Raw genomic sequence first — 15833 nt, 5'->3', positions numbered from 1 at the left:
TACAATCAAGATATTTTAATTGTACTTTTAGCGGATACATAATACCTATCATCTCCGGAGAAGATTGCAACCTTATAGGTTCCCTCATCCAATGATTTAGTATTGAACTTCGCAACTCCTTTAGAGTTTGTTTTGATTGTATAAACCTTTTTGCCAATTTTCAACTTGAGCTTGAGATTCTTGATTGGCTTTTTGGTTTTCTTATCCTTAACTGTTATATCAAAAGTTTTAGATTCATTTTGAATTATGGTCAGTTTTGGAGCGTTAACCTTGGTTTGTGTCTTGATTAACTTGTCAATGCTTCCAAACTTGTGAGTGCCAAGCAGCAATTTGGAAGGTGTTTTAGGCAAATGATATTTTGAGAAGAAAACCCCCTTGAATTTTACATCATCCATAAGGCCTCCTGTGCTTCTTCCAACCAAACGGCCGTTATCATTTGCAACATAAACCTTTAAAGTGGAAGTCGTTTTGCCCTCTTTTGTAGTCGCTTTCCAATGGAATGCAGTCACATCCCTTCTGTTGACCCCATATGAATCGGTTGCGGCAGCCTTGATTGCAGCAGTTGCAGGATTTTTAGATAATTTTGCCCAATTTCCATGCCTAAAGGAAGAGCGAACATTAGGAACATCAATAAACTCACCCTTTTTTAATTTGCCTTTAATGATACTGCCACTCCAGACAAGGCCATACTCACCATTTGGAGCCTTGATTGAAAAATGACCGAGGGACAATCTTCTTTCATAACTTTGAATTTTTCTGAGGTATGATTTTTTGATTTTGCCTAACTTGACTATTTTTCCTGCAAGCTTTTCTATAGCATGATTGACAGTGGGATTGTCTGCCCCTCCGGTTCCAAACATCCAGCCATCTGCTGTTGTCACAAGATGGAAAAAGTAGCTGTTGGTCTTATATTGCTTTATTGCAGCCTTTCCGTTTATTTTATATTTGACAATGTGCAGCAATTTGGCATTTGTCGCATCCCTTCTGAAAGCGGCAACTGACTCGAACTTGCCAACCTGCAAAAATAGGGAACTGCAGCCCATTTCAGCTGTCTCTTTGATGGTCAATTTTGCCTTTGACTTTTTGGCCTTCAAATTCTTGCTTTTCTTAACGGAGGTTACTACCTTATATGAACCTGCCTTAAGATTTTTCTTTAATTTTGCAACACCCTTGGAATCGGTAGTTGCCCAGTAGGTCCGATATTTATTGTTTTTATAAACTTTAAATGCCACCTTGACCCCTTCAACAGGTTTTTTAGTAACCTTATTGATGACCTTTGCCTTGAAATAAAATCCTGATTCAAAATACGTCTTAAAATTTTTAGTATTTATTTGCAGGGATGCCTTATTGACCTTAACAATGGCATTTGTACTGCTTGCAGCATAGTCACTATCTCCTGCAAAACTGATTTTTGCAGTGTAGGTTCCAGGATTCAAATTAAGCTTTAAAATAACCTTGCCCAAATTATCGGTAAGTTTATCATAATTCTTATTGTTTAAGGAAATGAGAATCTTCTTGTTTGCAATTGGCTGATTGTTGGAGTCCTTTAAATAGGCAACCAGTTCAGAATTTTCCTTGTAGTAAGTCTTAACATCCTTTGTTTCAATTTTAGTGTCTGCAATGCCCGGCGAATCCTCTATTGCCTGCGTTGATTCGCTTGCATTGTCATCAATCTCCTCGATTATTTGGGTTTCGGAAATGTCCTGAGAGGAGACATTGTTGTCCAGTGCAATATCCTCACTGGCCGAAACCATCCCAATAGTTAAAAGAATTAAAAGAAATATCGGAACTATTAAAAATTTTTTATCATATGCCATGATATTACCTTTTATAATAAATGTTATTTTAATGTTTTTCCACTTTTCGCCAACATCGAAGAAATCCTTAATTTCTGACTTCCGAGTGATGTATTTTTTAGACAATATCCGCAAGTTAAATCGCCATTTACGGCAAAAAATAGTATTTAAAAGTGAAATGAATATTAAGAACTAATATTCAAATCACAATTTTCAACTAACTTAAATTTAAATTAAGGGTTATGTAACGAAATGTTACAATTAAAATTTTGTAAAAAATAGCTTATAAGAAAATATTATTAAAATAAGAATAGAAGGAGTTCAAGACAAACTCCTAAAAAAAATTTATTTTTTGACTTTAACGGTCAATTTCTTGACAGTTTTGCCATAGCTTGCCTGAATCTTGACCTTTTTTCCTACTTTGAGCTTTTTCAAGAATTTTTTCTTGATGGTGACTTTTGCAACACCCTTCTTGTTGGTTTTTGCCTTGAAGGTTTTCTTGTTGAACTTGAATTTGATTGTTTTACCTTTGGCAGCTTTCTTGTTGATTTTTAGTGTTGCAGTCAAAACAAGCTTTTTGGCGGATTTTTTGACCTTGACCTTTTTCAAGGTTAAGGACACCTTCTCCTTGCTTGTTTTCTTGAAAGTGATGGTTTTGCTAACAGCAGGATACTTATAATCTCCGCTATAAGTTACAACCGCCTTGTAGGTTCCGTCAGCAAGTCCAGGAATGGTTAAAGAACCCTTGCCTGTGAAATAAGAACTGGTGTATTCTTTTCCATTAATTATTACAGATATTGCTCCTCCAGCATCATTTGCAACATTTACTTTAACTACAGGATCATTACCTGCTTTTGAATCAATTGTAGCAACCATATTTGGATTAGGACCTACAAAAATTGAATAAAAGTCAAAATAATTCTCTCCAGAGTCATCATAATAATTAAGCTCAATAACCTTATTACCAATTTCTTTAGCTAAAAAGTCAATAGATGCCTTTCCATTAATTACTTTTTCCTTGATAATTTCATCATAACCTGGAACCTCCAACTCCAAATCACCGGAATAAGTATTTGGAAGAGTGAATGTTAAAGTGTATTTTTGATTAATTATCATATCCCGTTCTAAATCTATTTGAGGAGTAACTCTAAAGTTAATATCAACTGAATCAACACCATAATCATCTGAAGTGTATTCCATTTCAATTTCTAATTCTTGATTAAATTTTCTAAAATCATTTAATGACACACTAGCATAACCATTAACTAACGGTACATCACCAACAACATTACCCTCAACTTTAACAACTAAATGTCCCTTAGCATCAGCAGGCAATTCCAAATAGACTTCATTATTCTCATTAAATGCAATATCATTATTCATGGAAATTTTAGGATATACATTAACTATTGTATCAAGTGAACGAGGAGCATGTTTATTATCCCCTAAATAATCAATATGAACATTATGAAGCCCTAAATCAAGACTTTCTAACTTAATAAATGCATTACCTCTTATTATTGGAGCCACATAACGTTTTCCATTAATGATAACCACAATATCTCCAGTAGGATTGGGGTTATTTGTAGGTCCATAAACATAAACACCCAAATATTCATTACTTGCAGAATATACAATATCCATAGTACAACGGATATAACATGAAACAATTTCAAAAGTAGTTGATGCAGAACTTGCGCTATATTGATTATCACCAGAGTACTTCACTTCAGCAATATGCTTCCCAATATCATCAACATTTACATTAAAGTAATGTGTTTTTCCAGTAATATTTTTATCACTTATGAATTTACCATCCATATATAATGATAAAGTTCCATTAACTTTTTTTGGTAAGGATACTTTCACATATTTATCAGAACTATAACCTGGAGAGAATTCATCGATTACGCCCCCCATTTCACTTTCCCACCAAATATCCACATCCATAGATAGCGATTCCTTTTCAGAAACAACCTCTTCAGAATAAGTGGATTCAAGCAAATCATTTTCTTCATTTTCACCTAATCCAACCTCATCACTTACTTCTTCAATCGAATTAAGCGTATTTTCCTCAACTGTTGAGTTATCAACTGAAATATCATCAGTTGCACTAACAGCACCTAACATAAAAATAGCCAGTATAGCCAAACTAACTAAAAATAGCTTATTATATTTCATATGATTACCTTACAAAATTTACTTTTAAGCTAATTGCTTAAATTGTAACATTATTGTTACAATTAGGTTTTTTGTTAAAGACCGTTGATAAATAAATATTATTAAATCAATAATAAAAATATGGGGAAATTAAGAATTTCCCCTCAAAAAAAGTTATTTTTTCACTTTAACTGTCTTTTTAACGGTTGTTTTGTCATAACTTGCTTGATATTTGACTTTTTTACCAAGCTTAAGTTTTTTCAAAACAGATTTCTTAATGGTGACCCCGGCAACACCTTTCTTATCGGGTTTGGCCGGTTTTTGTAAATGTAATTGTTTTTGAAACACATGGATATTATAATTGCCACTATAAGATGCAAATGCAGTGTATGTTCCGTCGCAAGCCCAGGCATCTCCAATGATACAGTTTTGCAAAATAATAAGTATTGTATCCTTTTCCATTAATTATTACGAATATTGTTCCCCCGGCATCATTTGGAACATTTACCTTAAATACAGGATTTTGACCAACATTTGTTTCGGTCGCCACGCCTATAAAAAAAAAAGAGGAAAATATAAATTTTAAAAATAAAGCCTAACTACGATACAAAGTACCTGTTAATGATGCTTTAGCTTTGCCACAACTATACTTTATTTTATATTCTCCCAGTTTGCGAGGGGTTTTAAGTGTAAACTTAGCAATACCTTTTTTATTGGTTTTTGCTTTATATTTCTTGCCATTGAATTTTACAGTGATTTTTTTACCTGGTGCCGGTTTACCTTTACCATTAAGTAATTTAGCACTGATTTTAAATGTTTTACCTAATTTTTTAATATTTACTGATTTAGGTATTAAAATGGGCTTGACTTTAAGACTATTTTCTACTTCAAATCCTTTATAACTGGCAGTTATAATATATTTTCCAGGTTGAGAAGTGATTTTCAACTTTGCATAACCCTTCTTATCAGTTTTTACAACATATTTTTTATTGTCAATTTTGATTGTGACTTTTTCACCAGCTTTTACCGGATTTCCATTATCATCAAAAACTCTTATTTTATAGGTTCCAGAACCAAAATACGCCTTCAAATTTTTATTTCCAGAAATTCTATTAAAAACTTTTACAGATTTTTCAGCATGCTCATCAGATACAGGATTATATGCATAAATCATATGGTTACCATTCTTTATTGGAACAATTAATGTTGCAACACCATTATCATTTGTAGTTCTAGAATATAAATTTGAATCAACTAGTAAAAAGACCTTTGAATTTTTTAATAAATTTCCATCGGTATCATAAAATGTTGAAGTATACTCAATAGCACCATAATAAATCTTAGTAAGTTTATCCATCTTTATAGTAGACAAAACAGTGATAGTTTTTGAAAGTGATGATGAATAATATTTGGAATCTCCATTAAATGAAACTGATAAAGAAATTTCATCAGGCCTAATTAGATCCAAATAAATTTTACCCTCATCATCAGTTGTAACATTCATTTTGTCATCATTTGAAGTAACATCTATATATTTATCGGATAAAACTTTACCGGAACTTGATTTTAATTGGAAAGAAATTGTTGAACCAACATAATATTTTTCTCGCTCTTCAAAAGTGATAATTGTTTTTTGCTTACCTTTTTCTAAAACATCATCAGATGAAGATTCTAAAAAATCACTTCCGGAAGGATTTTCTACACAATCATCTCCATCAATATTAAGTTCCCCAGCCAAATCCTCTTCCATCGCCAAATCATCAACTGTAATATTTTCTGAAGCAGAAACTATGCCCATGCTTAAAACGGCAAATAACAGAATTAAAAATAATTTTCTAATAATATTTTCACATCCACAACATACTATTTTATTCAAAATAATTTTTGAAAAATTTTCCTTTTATAAATTAAATTTGAAAGTATGCCATTTACACACTTACAAAAAAAATATGCTTTAATTAAAGATATTTATAACATTATTTATTTCAACTAAAATATAAACAAATATTATTAAAAAAAGAATAAAGGAGTTAAAAAGTCAAAAAAAGTTATTTCACTTTCACTGTCTTTTTAACCGTATTTTTTGAATAAGTTGCCTGATATTTGACCTTTTTTCCAACTTTAAGTTTTTTTAGAACTGATTTTTTGATAATTATTTTAGCTACGCCTTTCTTATTGGTTGTGGCCTTATAAGTTTTTTTATTAAATTTAAAGATTATTATCTTACCTTTAGCTACCTTACCATTGATTTTTAATGTTGCTTTTAAAACCAGTTTTTTAGCGGATTTTTTAACTGTAATCTTTTTAAGTGTTAAAGTTATTTTATCTGCTTTTTTAACTGATGAAACTTTATTTTGATTATCTGAAGGCGAAATTATACTAAAAGTACCATTAAAACTAACAGAGTCACTGTCAACACCAGAGTATCTTATTTCAAAATTATGTTTACCCAGAGTCAGATTATATTCAGGAGAATTCATTAAGAAATAATGAGTATAACTGGTTATTTTCTTATCTTTTATGAAGAATCCATCAATATAAAGGGATAATTTTCCACTAACCTTTTTAGAAAGATCAACGATGAAATAATTTGATGAATCGTTGATTAATATTTCATTTTTATAGGAAACATCTAATTCAAACGGAGTAAAATCATATTCCGCTTCAACTATGTAAAAACTACCCCATGAATAATCATCATCAGTATATTCCAAATAAAAATAATTTTCGTCATCGGTTAATGGTACTTCAATACTTGAAACTCCATTTGAAACTTTTTGACTTTTAATTAGATTAGTTTTATTTAATTTAAAACCGTCAGTAACAGCGGAGTAAACATTAAAGTTACCTCTTGCAGATTTTGTTAAATTTATGGAAACAATACATTTATTATCCTCAACGGCGTTTTTAGGAATTGTAAAACTTGGCAATGTTTCAAAATCTAAATAAATAGTTTTTTCAGGATATTTATCATCCCCACTGTATTTGGCTGAAAGTTGATTTTTACCGAATTTAAGATCAGATGCGGCGATATTGAAATCATATGCATCTGTATAAGATTTAATGTAATTCAAAATTTTGCCATTATAAACAACAGTTAAGTTACCTCTATGATTATTTGGTAAAATTACTTTAAAATTAAAATCGCTCCCCCAAATTGCATACTGATAATCATCTTCCATAGAAACTACATCCATTTCATCAGTAAAACCTAAAGCATCTTCATCCAATACTCCTACTTCAAAACCGAATGTATAAGAACGAGATACTTGTGTTTGATGAATCAGAAGCTCATTATTATTTTCAGCATATTTGACAGAAACCAAATAATCCTTATAGTCCAATGATTTTAATTTACTTAAACTAATCAATTGAACAGCACATGCCGGAAAATCAGGTTCATTATCATAATTAATAAGAGGATCAAATGTTTCATTAAATATTAGATTATCATCAAAGAAAATTAATACATTACCATTCTTCATTTCAGAGGAGTACAGATTAAAGTAAAACTCAGGAGTGCATTCCTTTGAAATTTCACCATGAAACACACCTTTTTCAAAACTTTCTATGTTCTTAAAAGAGGATACCATTAACTTATCCTTATCATTATCCCTATCCAAGACGTCTCCAGTTTCAGATTCATCTTGAGAAATTTCATCAACGTCTTCATTTGATGATGTTTCAATTGCATCATCAAATGTTTCAGAAACTGTAAGATTGTTGTCTGAGATTTCATCAGAGGCACTTACAGCACATCCTGTCAAAATGGTTAGTAATATGATACTAACCAAAAAAAATCCTTTAAATTTCATTAAAATCACATTTAATACGATCAATAAATAACTTCAATACCGGCTATTTATAACTAATGTTGATATAATTTCATTTTAAAACATTAGTTACATTAAATATTTTAAAAAAGAATAATTATACTAATATTATTAATTTAAGTATACTGAATTTGAAATACTAATCCATATCGCCAAATAATAATCTCCATTGAGGATTACTATGAATTAAATCAAAACGGGAGTATAAATACTCCAACAAGTACTCTCCATCTTCAGTGATTGAGAAAAATTTCAGTTGTTTATTATTCTTCATTTTAAACTCGCTAGTGATTAATCCAGATTCCTCCATCCTATTTAAAATAGGGTAAATGTTACTTGGATTTGATTTCTTAAGAGATCCTTCCTCAATAAGTATCATGAAAAATTTATCCAATTCCTTTAATATTCCGTAGCCATGAATCAATTTATTATATCGGATTACCCACAAAATTAGAAAACGGGACATACCATTTACATATGATTTAATCACAGTGTTATTACTTACCACTTTGGAATAATTTTTCTGAACATTATGTGACTTTTCTCTCTTTGACATATTTTTTCTTCCTAAAAAAATAAATAACCAGTTAATTCATTCAATAAATTAAAATTATTAAAAAAACAATGATTAATAATCAATTAAGGATTTATAAAAAAATATATATAAACTAATATTATTAAAAATAGTATAAACTTTAATTAACTGATAATTTGGACCATATTTTTAAAAAAAAAAGAAAATTTATACAGTTTTTATAAAAAAAGTAAAAAAAAGATAGAGAAAAATTAATTTCTCTAGAATAATTCTTGTAAGTGGATTTGGTAAGGACCTAAGCTTCCGCCGTAGTTACCAGCACCGATTTCAATAACACCAGGCACTTGACAAGCAGCTTCAATACCTGCTTTCATAGCGGCTTTGACGGATTCTTCATCTACACCGTCAATAACGATTTCCATATTACCGAATACATTTTCTGGTAATTCAGTTTCTACTTGATCTTTTAAAGTTACACATTCTTTTTCGTTGGTGGATGCGCTCATGAAAGAGTATTTGGAACCAGTTTTAGAACCGGAAGCAACCATACCACCAGAGAAAGGAGTGATTACACCAGGAACAGCGTGAATAGCATCAACAGCAGCTTCAGCAGCAACGATAGAAGCCATTTGACTGTCAGCCATGATGAAGAAGTTTCCACCAGCTACTCCGTCTTTGCATCCCATTTCGTCTTCTACTAAGAATTCACCGGACATGATAGGAATAACGTGCATTTTTTTGCCGTTTACATCTTTTTCAGTTTCGAATCCGTCACCGAAGAATTTGAGTTGTTTTCCGGTTGGGAAAGATTCTTCACTTTCTAAAGCATTGAATGCTGCTGCGGTAGGAGCGGTTAAAACACATTGTCCGATCCTGTCCATGATTTGTCCGCCTAAAGCTTTTTTGGACATGTGACAAATCATAATTGCATAACCTGGTCTTCCATCTGGGGATTCAGTTGGAGGAACATATTGGTCAATACCTGCTTCTGCAGGACATCCGATAACTGAAGTAGCAAATCCGGTAGCTTCAGTAGCTGCAATTTTAGCTAAATGTTTAGTAGCTGCTTAATTCCAAAACCTTCAGCAAAGGTATCTTGTATTTCTACGCCATTAATTTCCATATTTTCACCAAAATTTTTTTAAAATTTAAATTTTTTGTGATAAATAAATTTATGATAATATATTAAAATAAAGTTTTCTATTTATCTGCCGGACCATCTTCAGATGACTCTTCAAGCTTATCGTCAGATGAAGAACCGGATATCTTATCCAAAACAGAGGTACCATAATAAGGTAAAATACATAAACCAATTATTATAGCCATCCAAAATGAAATTAACCTTTCAATAAGAGTTGCAGCCATACTAATTGATGCTGTTACTCCTGCAGCTGAATAAAAGACGACCATGATTCCATCTACAGCGCCCACTCCTCCAGGAAGCAAAGGAATCATTCCAACTAATGAAGCCATAATAAACACCTGCCCGATAACGAAAGGATTGATATTGGCTCCAAATGCTAAAAATACAAAATAGACTCTGAATATTTCAAAAAACCAAATTACAAATGACAAAGGCAATGCATAATACATAACCTTCTTATTATATATCATGTCTCTCATTGTACCTTGAAAATCACGGATGGTCTTATGGATTTTTTCTTCAAACTCTTCGGAATTTTTCTTATAAAACCTTCTAGACAAACCGATTATCCAACCCTCAACCCTTTTTCCGAAATTCGGGTTAATGGACATGTAAATAATGATTGCCAATATAATGACTATTACAATGACTGCTAAAGTCATGACAACAATCAGCCATTTATTGAAATTATAGTAAAAGCTCACTCCAATGATTGTCATGACCGCCAAAACAACAAATGGAAATGTATCCAATGCCCTATCAGCCACAACAGTTGCGAAGGTTTCCTCCATAGGATAATTTTCTTCGCGAGATAAAATATAAGCCCTTACTGGTTCTCCACCACCACGGCCGGAAGGTGTGATGTTGTTAACTGCAAGACCCACCATAACCATCGGAAGCAACTTTTTTATGCCAACATTAATATTTGCCACATCATTTAATATTTTCCAACGCAATGTGTAGAGATAATAAGTGAAAATTTGCATGGCGATACCTATAGCAATATATTCCCATTTGGCGATCTTTAAAGCTTCAATAACTTTGTCTATGCCCACAAAATATAGCATAACCGCCAATATTGCTATGCTCACACCCAATAAAAATACGGTTTTTTTATCCATAGTAATATATAATTATTCTATTACTTACTTATAAATTTATATAGAAATTTGTTCAAAATTTAATTAATGAAATATATTACAAAAACGGACTTGCTGATTGTTGCGAAAAATTCAGGATATTTAATGATAGGAATAGGCATAATGTGCTTGATTCCACTTATATTCGATTTAATCTATTTTGAATTTGATATTCTCAGTTTTGTTATTCCTGGATTGATTTCGATATTATTGGGCGTTTTTGGACTAAAATATTTTGAAGAAAAAATCGACAAGAAGATACGTTTCAAGCATGGTATGATAATATCAGCTTTCGCGTGGCTATGGGCAAGTCTTATTGGAGGTTTTGTTTTTACATTAGCAACCAACATACCGATCATTGACGGCGTTTTTGAAAGCATGTCTGCCCTGACCGGTACCGGAATCACAATGTTCATGGATGTGGAAATATTACCTCACAGCATACTATTTTTTAGAGCTTTTGAACAGTGGGTTGGAGGACTTGGAGTAGTTGTTATGGTAATTGCAGTTTTAACAAAACCGGGCAGCGTTTCATCAAAGCTATATCACTCAGAAGCCCGTGAAGACCGTATCAAGCCAAGTATCAAAGCAACAATGGAAAAAACCATTCAGATTTATGCAATTTATACAGTTGCAGGAGTCATATTGTATCTGATTGCAGGAATGCCCCTGTTTGATTCCATCTGCAATACATTCCATACTGTTTCGACAGGAGGAATGAGCATCAAAAACGCAAATATGGGATTCTATCATAATAACCTCATATACCTGATTTCAATCGTTTTGATGATTTTAGGTGCCACAAGCTTTTTGGCGCATTATAAGGTCATAAAAACAAAAGGAAAATCATTGCTTGGAGATTTGCAATTCCAAATAATCATAACAGTCATTGCAGTGGTTACCTTAATGCTTTATTTTGTCTCAAACATTGTTCCAATCGAACTGCTTTTTACAGTCGTGTCTGCAATGACAACAACAGGAGCAAGCGTAGCATCACCTACAGCAATGGCAGGATGGCAACCTTTCGTTTTAATCTGTTTGATGTGCCTGATGCTGACTGGAGGATCCAACGGTTCAACAGTAGGTGCAATCAAGCTTGTGCGTATGATAACTTATTTTAAAGGAATATACCGCCACATCAGAGAAATCCTATCTCCGGACGGAAGAGTGGTGCCTGTCAAATTACACGGACACACCATCCCGGAAAAAGCGATTGCACAGGCAGGAAGCTACATAACCCTTTACATGATGTTTATCATGTTTACATGGGCACTGTTCTGCCTATTCGGCTACGACCCATTCAAAAGCCTGTTTGCGGCAATGTCCCTTCAGGGAAACAACGGTTTAGACCTTGGAATAATCAATTATCATCTGGATTCTGTGCTTAAAGTAGTCAGCATGTTTGACATGTGGACCGGAAGGCTGGAAATATATCCTGTATTGATTACCCTAAGGGCCGGTTTTGAAATTTTTAAAAGATAGATTTATATTATCATAAAATATATATTGATTATCAATTGTTTAAGAGGCGATATTGTGTATGCGATAATTATGGGAGGAGGTCGTGTAGGACTTGCCCTTGCGAATTTATTAATTGACACCGGGGCAGACATCACTTTAATCGAAAGTAATGAGACATTATGCAATGAAATTGCAGGAGAACTCGATGCATTGGTCATTCATGGAAACGGAACCAGTTCCAAGCTACTTGAGGAAACCAACATCGAAGATGCGGATTTCTTCATTGCAACAACCGGAAACGATGAAGCAAACCTTTTATCATGCATTATAGTTAGAAAATATGATGTTGAAACTATTGTTGCACGTGTAAGTAACCCCGAGCACGAAGAAGCATTTAAAGAAGTAGGAATCGATAAGGTAATCAGTCCGGAAATCAGTGCAGCAAGGGACCTTGCGCAATTTGTTATGAATCCGAGAGCATCAAAAATTACAACCCTCGGGGAAGGTAACGCTGAAATTGTCGAAATGACAATAACAAATGATAAAGTCATCGGAAAACGCTTTAAAGAAGTGTCACCTACAAAAGACTACATCATTATTGCCACCTATCAGAATGGAAAACTTGTAATCCCACAACCTGAAAACGTGATTAACCCTGGGGAAAAAGTTTCCATACTCGTTAAAGGTGGAACTATGAAAAAAGTATCCAAAGACCTAGAGAAATGAGTAAGACATTCTAATATGCTCTTTTCCATTATTCTCAACTATCGGACCATGACCGGGATAGATGTTTTTAACATCTAATTCCATTAATTTTTTAACGCTGTTTTTCATGTCCTGGTAATCACCGCCAATGTCGGTTCTGCCAACGCCGCCACCGGCAAATATGGTGTCTCCTGAAATCAAATTTTCACCATCCCAAAGACATATTCCGCCACCGGTATGTCCCGGAGTGTGGATTACTTCAAAATCCTCGATTTTATCCCCATCTTCCAGTTCAATATCTACCCTTGAGTTATCCTCATTTTCAAAAGCGGACAGGGAGGTTCCCAGAGTATCCTTATTTTTCATTGAAATCGCATCCACCTTATGAACCGCAATCTTAGCGTCAGGGAAGAAATGATTGCCGCCAATATGATCAAAATGGCAATGGGTATTTACAATCATTTCAATATCTTCCGGTTCAACACCATTTTCGCGAAGTTTGGAGAATAGATAATCCTTGTTCTGGCCAGCGCCAGTGTCAACTAAAATTTTATCGTTGATTAAAAAGCAATTTGAATCGTAATTAAAACCAATTATAAAAACAATCGAACTCATGAAAGATAATATAATCAAGAAAGTAATTAAAAGTTTTGAAAAAAAGTTTTGTATAAAAATGGGGTCATAGGGATTTGAACCCCAATCCGGGGATGTCTCTTGCCTCAGTACTCCAATTGTTCATCACAACAAGTACTGTTAAGACAACTGGAGTCCCCGATGCTGCCAGGTTACACCATAACCCCACATAACATACAGTAATAAATTTTACTTTAATAATATATAAATATTTGCAATTATTCAAATTTCATTTGCTTATCGATACCAGCTATCTCATCAATTTCAAAGCCTTTTTCAAGTGCATAATCTTTTTCAACACGATAATTTCCGCTTTTGGTCCTAGGAGTATTTTGAGGTTCTAAAAATAGCCATTTAGTATATTTAAACCTGACTCCGATATATGGCTTTGCACCAAATATTTTTGAAAACTCACAAAGCGAAGTAATTTGCTCCTCTTCAATATAGATTTTTTCCTTGGTAGTCGTTTTAACTTCAATAGCCAAATAAATCTTGCCATTTCCAGCCAAAACATCAGGTAAAGGTCTTTTAGTTGCACCTCCAGAAGCTGGAGCTCTCATTGCAGCAAAATTTCTTTCCCATAATTTATGTACCAAATCCCTTTCTTCAGCAGATCCTTTTTTTGCCATGATAACACTCTATTAAATAATCTAAATCTAACCCTATATAAACTAAATGAGAGAGCATTTGAAAAGTAATATCGAAAAAAAATAGTTTTTATAAATGGGGCCGGAGCCGAGATTCGAACCCGAGTCCCGGGATCCACAGTCCCGGAGGATGACCGCCTACCCTACCCCGGCATTTATGATAAATTATATAAAAAAATTGTTAAAAGTGCGGGAGCAGGGATTTGAACCCTGGTAGACCTGCGTCAACAGGTCCTAAGCCTGTCCCCTTTGGCCTCTCGGGCACCCCCGCTTATAAAAAGTAAGGATACATAGAAACCATTAAAAATCTTAACAAATTTTTTGAATGCTCCGGCCGGGATTCGAACCCGAGTCTTCGGCTCGAAAGGCCGAAATGATTGGCCGGACTACACCACCGGAGCAAATACACATATGAAATTTTTTACATGGGCCCAATGGGGTTCGAACCCATGACCTTCCGGTTATGAGCCGGACGCTCTACCTGGCTAAGCTATGGGCCCAAAAGCGCCATCGACAGGGCTCGAACCTGTGACCAATCGGTTAACAGCCGAACGCTCTACCTACTGAGCTACGATGGCATAAGACACCCATCTTACTTAACCAAATATTGCCCATGATTAAAAATCAAAAGACTTTAAACAGTAATAATAACTATGCAGTACATAGTATATAAATGTTTTGATTATTTCAAAAATATAATGAAAAATCAAAGTACACTCTAAATATTAATTCCAACCAGTATATAAACTTTAAGGACAAATATACTACCATGGATTCTAACATATTCGACCTAATCAAAAAAGCTAATGAAAGCACTTTAAAAAATCACGGCGATTTAATCACTCTTGAGCGAGCAGTGTTCCTCTCCTGGTGGTGCGATAAGGGAGACTGTGCATTTTGCTATATGTCCACACAAAAGGACAAAATAAAAGATCCGAAAAAAGCAAGGCGAAATGTTTCAAACATCTATGCTGAAGCTGAAATGTGCAGACGTCTCGACTGGAACATCGAATTTTTATCAGGAGGATACGAATCATTCACAACACAGGAAATCAAAGAGATTGCAACCACAATTAAAGACATTACCAGAGACGGCGTTTGGTTGAATACCGGAATTACTGATGATTTGGCCGAGTTCGGCTCAGAGATTAAAGGAATAACCGGTGCCGTGGAAGTCGCCAATCCCTCAATTCACAACAGAGTCTGTCCATCAAAAAAGTTAGAAGACATCAGCAATATGCTGGATGTTGCAGACGATTTGGGATTTAAAAAGGCGATTACAATAATATTAGGTCTTGGAGAAACTTTGGATGATGTTGACTACGTTATCGACTACATCAAAGAACATAAAATAGACAGGGTGATTTTTTATTCGCTTAACCCCCATAAGGAAACGGTATATGCCAACTCTTCCCAGCCTGCCTCACTTTACTATGCGCAGGTTGTAGCCCAAGTCAGGCTTGCTTTTCCAGATATCGAGATAATCTGCGGAACATGGATCGATAATCTGGCAAACATTGGAATACTGATTCTAAGCGGAGCCAATGGAATAACCAAATTCCCATTATTCAAAATGTTCGGCACAAAATACGGAAAAAGAGTTGAGGAAGAAGTCAAATGGGCCGGAAGACAATTGAAAGGAACATTTACCGACAAAACACAATTGGGGCCTGAGAAAAGTGAAGTTTCACCTGATTTGGATAAATTCATTAAGCGATATGTTAAAGAATCTTTAAAAAATAAATATTAATTATCATATATACTATTATAATAAATTAAA

At 33.8% G+C, this 15833-nt stretch carries 12 protein-coding genes, 6 tRNA genes and 1 pseudogene; 3 read left to right on the top strand and 16 right to left on the bottom strand.

Annotated elements, in window-relative coordinates:
* Positions 1–5 precede the first annotated feature (5 nt).
* From QZ138_RS04020 to QZ138_RS03985, 8 genes and pseudogenes are all read right to left on the bottom strand, one after another.
* Positions 6–1817 carry a hypothetical protein gene (locus QZ138_RS04020; protein ID WP_292886484.1) on the bottom strand — a complete coding sequence of 604 codons (1812 nt, stop codon included), beginning with the start codon at positions 1815–1817 and terminating at the stop codon, positions 6–8.
* A 324-nt stretch (positions 1818–2141) separates the two neighbouring features.
* Positions 2142–3977 (bottom strand): Ig-like domain-containing protein, encoded by a 1836-nt coding sequence (locus QZ138_RS04015; RefSeq protein ID WP_292886481.1) that lies wholly within the window; start codon positions 3975–3977, stop codon positions 2142–2144.
* 153 nt (positions 3978–4130) lie between these two features.
* Entirely contained in the window at positions 4131–4418 is a 288-nt protein-coding gene (locus tag QZ138_RS04010) for a hypothetical protein (RefSeq protein ID WP_292886478.1), read from the bottom strand.
* Positions 4419–4551: 133 nt separating this feature from the next.
* Positions 4552–5754, bottom strand: coding sequence for a hypothetical protein (locus tag QZ138_RS04005; protein WP_292886475.1), 1203 nt, complete (start codon positions 5752–5754; stop codon positions 4552–4554).
* A 250-nt stretch (positions 5755–6004) separates the two neighbouring features.
* Entirely contained in the window at positions 6005–7771 is a 1767-nt protein-coding gene (locus tag QZ138_RS04000) for a hypothetical protein (RefSeq protein WP_292886472.1), read from the bottom strand.
* A gap of 157 nt (positions 7772–7928) precedes the next feature.
* Positions 7929–8345, bottom strand: a complete 417-nt coding sequence (locus QZ138_RS03995; protein ID WP_292886469.1) for a PadR family transcriptional regulator — start codon at positions 8343–8345, stop codon at positions 7929–7931.
* Between the two features lie 239 nt (positions 8346–8584).
* Positions 8585–9447 (bottom strand): annotated as a pseudogene (fhcD, locus tag QZ138_RS03990) (formylmethanofuran--tetrahydromethanopterin N-formyltransferase).
* 77 nt (positions 9448–9524) lie between these two features.
* A complete protein-coding gene (locus tag QZ138_RS03985) occupies positions 9525–10589 on the bottom strand; it encodes a UPF0104 family protein (protein WP_292886466.1) in 1065 nt (354 codons plus the stop codon).
* A 66-nt stretch (positions 10590–10655) separates the two neighbouring features.
* On the opposite strand from QZ138_RS03985, the gene QZ138_RS03980 reads away from it, so the two are divergent.
* Both QZ138_RS03980 and QZ138_RS03975 read left to right on the top strand, forming a co-directional pair.
* Entirely contained in the window at positions 10656–12089 is a 1434-nt protein-coding gene (locus QZ138_RS03980; protein ID WP_292886463.1) for a TrkH family potassium uptake protein, read from the top strand.
* Positions 12090–12143: 54 nt separating this feature from the next.
* Complete coding sequence (locus QZ138_RS03975; RefSeq protein ID WP_292886461.1) at positions 12144–12794, top strand: TrkA family potassium uptake protein; 651 nt, start codon at positions 12144–12146, stop codon at positions 12792–12794.
* Here QZ138_RS03975 and QZ138_RS03970 read toward each other — a convergent pair.
* The 8 genes from QZ138_RS03970 to QZ138_RS03935 form a co-directional block, all read right to left on the bottom strand.
* Positions 12783–13388 (bottom strand): MBL fold metallo-hydrolase, encoded by a 606-nt coding sequence (locus QZ138_RS03970; protein ID WP_292602119.1) that lies wholly within the window; start codon positions 13386–13388, stop codon positions 12783–12785. The genes QZ138_RS03975 and QZ138_RS03970 overlap by 12 nt on opposite strands.
* A 59-nt stretch (positions 13389–13447) precedes the next feature.
* Positions 13448–13573, bottom strand: a tRNA-Trp gene (locus QZ138_RS03965).
* A 51-nt stretch (positions 13574–13624) separates the two neighbouring features.
* Positions 13625–14035 (bottom strand): Holliday junction resolvase Hjc, encoded by a 411-nt coding sequence (gene hjc, locus QZ138_RS03960; RefSeq protein WP_292602123.1) that lies wholly within the window; start codon positions 14033–14035, stop codon positions 13625–13627.
* A 95-nt stretch (positions 14036–14130) separates the two neighbouring features.
* A tRNA-His gene (locus tag QZ138_RS03955) sits at positions 14131–14206 on the bottom strand.
* A gap of 35 nt (positions 14207–14241) precedes the next feature.
* Positions 14242–14324, bottom strand: a tRNA-Leu gene (locus QZ138_RS03950).
* A gap of 55 nt (positions 14325–14379) precedes the next feature.
* Positions 14380–14454: transfer RNA gene (locus QZ138_RS03945), tRNA-Glu, on the bottom strand.
* Between the two features lie 25 nt (positions 14455–14479).
* Positions 14480–14553, bottom strand: a tRNA-Ile gene (locus tag QZ138_RS03940).
* Between the two features lie 5 nt (positions 14554–14558).
* Positions 14559–14631: transfer RNA gene (locus tag QZ138_RS03935), tRNA-Asn, on the bottom strand.
* Between the two features lie 191 nt (positions 14632–14822).
* Between QZ138_RS03935 and QZ138_RS03930 the strand changes: the two genes are divergently transcribed.
* On the top strand, positions 14823–15803 hold the full coding sequence (locus tag QZ138_RS03930) for a radical SAM protein (RefSeq protein WP_292886458.1): 981 nt from the start codon (positions 14823–14825) through the stop codon (positions 15801–15803).
* Positions 15804–15833: the final 30 nt, after the last annotated feature.

Source organism: Methanobrevibacter sp. UBA212 (assembly GCF_905233225.1).
Taxonomy (GTDB): Archaea; Methanobacteriota; Methanobacteria; order Methanobacteriales; family Methanobacteriaceae; genus Methanocatella.
Note: the sequence above shows the minus strand (reverse complement) of the source record. Positions and strands in the feature narration are given on the sequence as shown.

Coding starts and splice junctions, on each gene's coding strand:
- QZ138_RS04020 (WP_292886484.1), bottom strand. CDS start 1,817: ATGGCATATGATAAAAAATTTTTAATAGTTCCGATATTTCTTTTAATT.
- QZ138_RS04015 (WP_292886481.1), bottom strand. CDS start 3,977: ATGAAATATAATAAGCTATTTTTAGTTAGTTTGGCTATACTGGCTATT.
- QZ138_RS04010 (WP_292886478.1), bottom strand. CDS start 4,418: ATGGAAAAGGATACAATACTTATTATTTTGCAAAACTGTATCATTGGA.
- QZ138_RS04005 (WP_292886475.1), bottom strand. CDS start 5,754: ATGGGCATAGTTTCTGCTTCAGAAAATATTACAGTTGATGATTTGGCG.
- QZ138_RS04000 (WP_292886472.1), bottom strand. CDS start 7,771: ATGAAATTTAAAGGATTTTTTTTGGTTAGTATCATATTACTAACCATT.
- QZ138_RS03995 (WP_292886469.1), bottom strand. CDS start 8,345: ATGTCAAAGAGAGAAAAGTCACATAATGTTCAGAAAAATTATTCCAAA.
- QZ138_RS03985 (WP_292886466.1), bottom strand. CDS start 10,589: ATGGATAAAAAAACCGTATTTTTATTGGGTGTGAGCATAGCAATATTG.
- QZ138_RS03980 (WP_292886463.1), top strand. CDS start 10,656: ATGAAATATATTACAAAAACGGACTTGCTGATTGTTGCGAAAAATTCA.
- QZ138_RS03970 (WP_292602119.1), bottom strand. CDS start 13,388: ATGAGTTCGATTGTTTTTATAATTGGTTTTAATTACGATTCAAATTGC.
- hjc (WP_292602123.1), bottom strand. CDS start 14,035: ATGGCAAAAAAAGGATCTGCTGAAGAAAGGGATTTGGTACATAAATTA.
- QZ138_RS03930 (WP_292886458.1), top strand. CDS start 14,823: ATGGATTCTAACATATTCGACCTAATCAAAAAAGCTAATGAAAGCACT.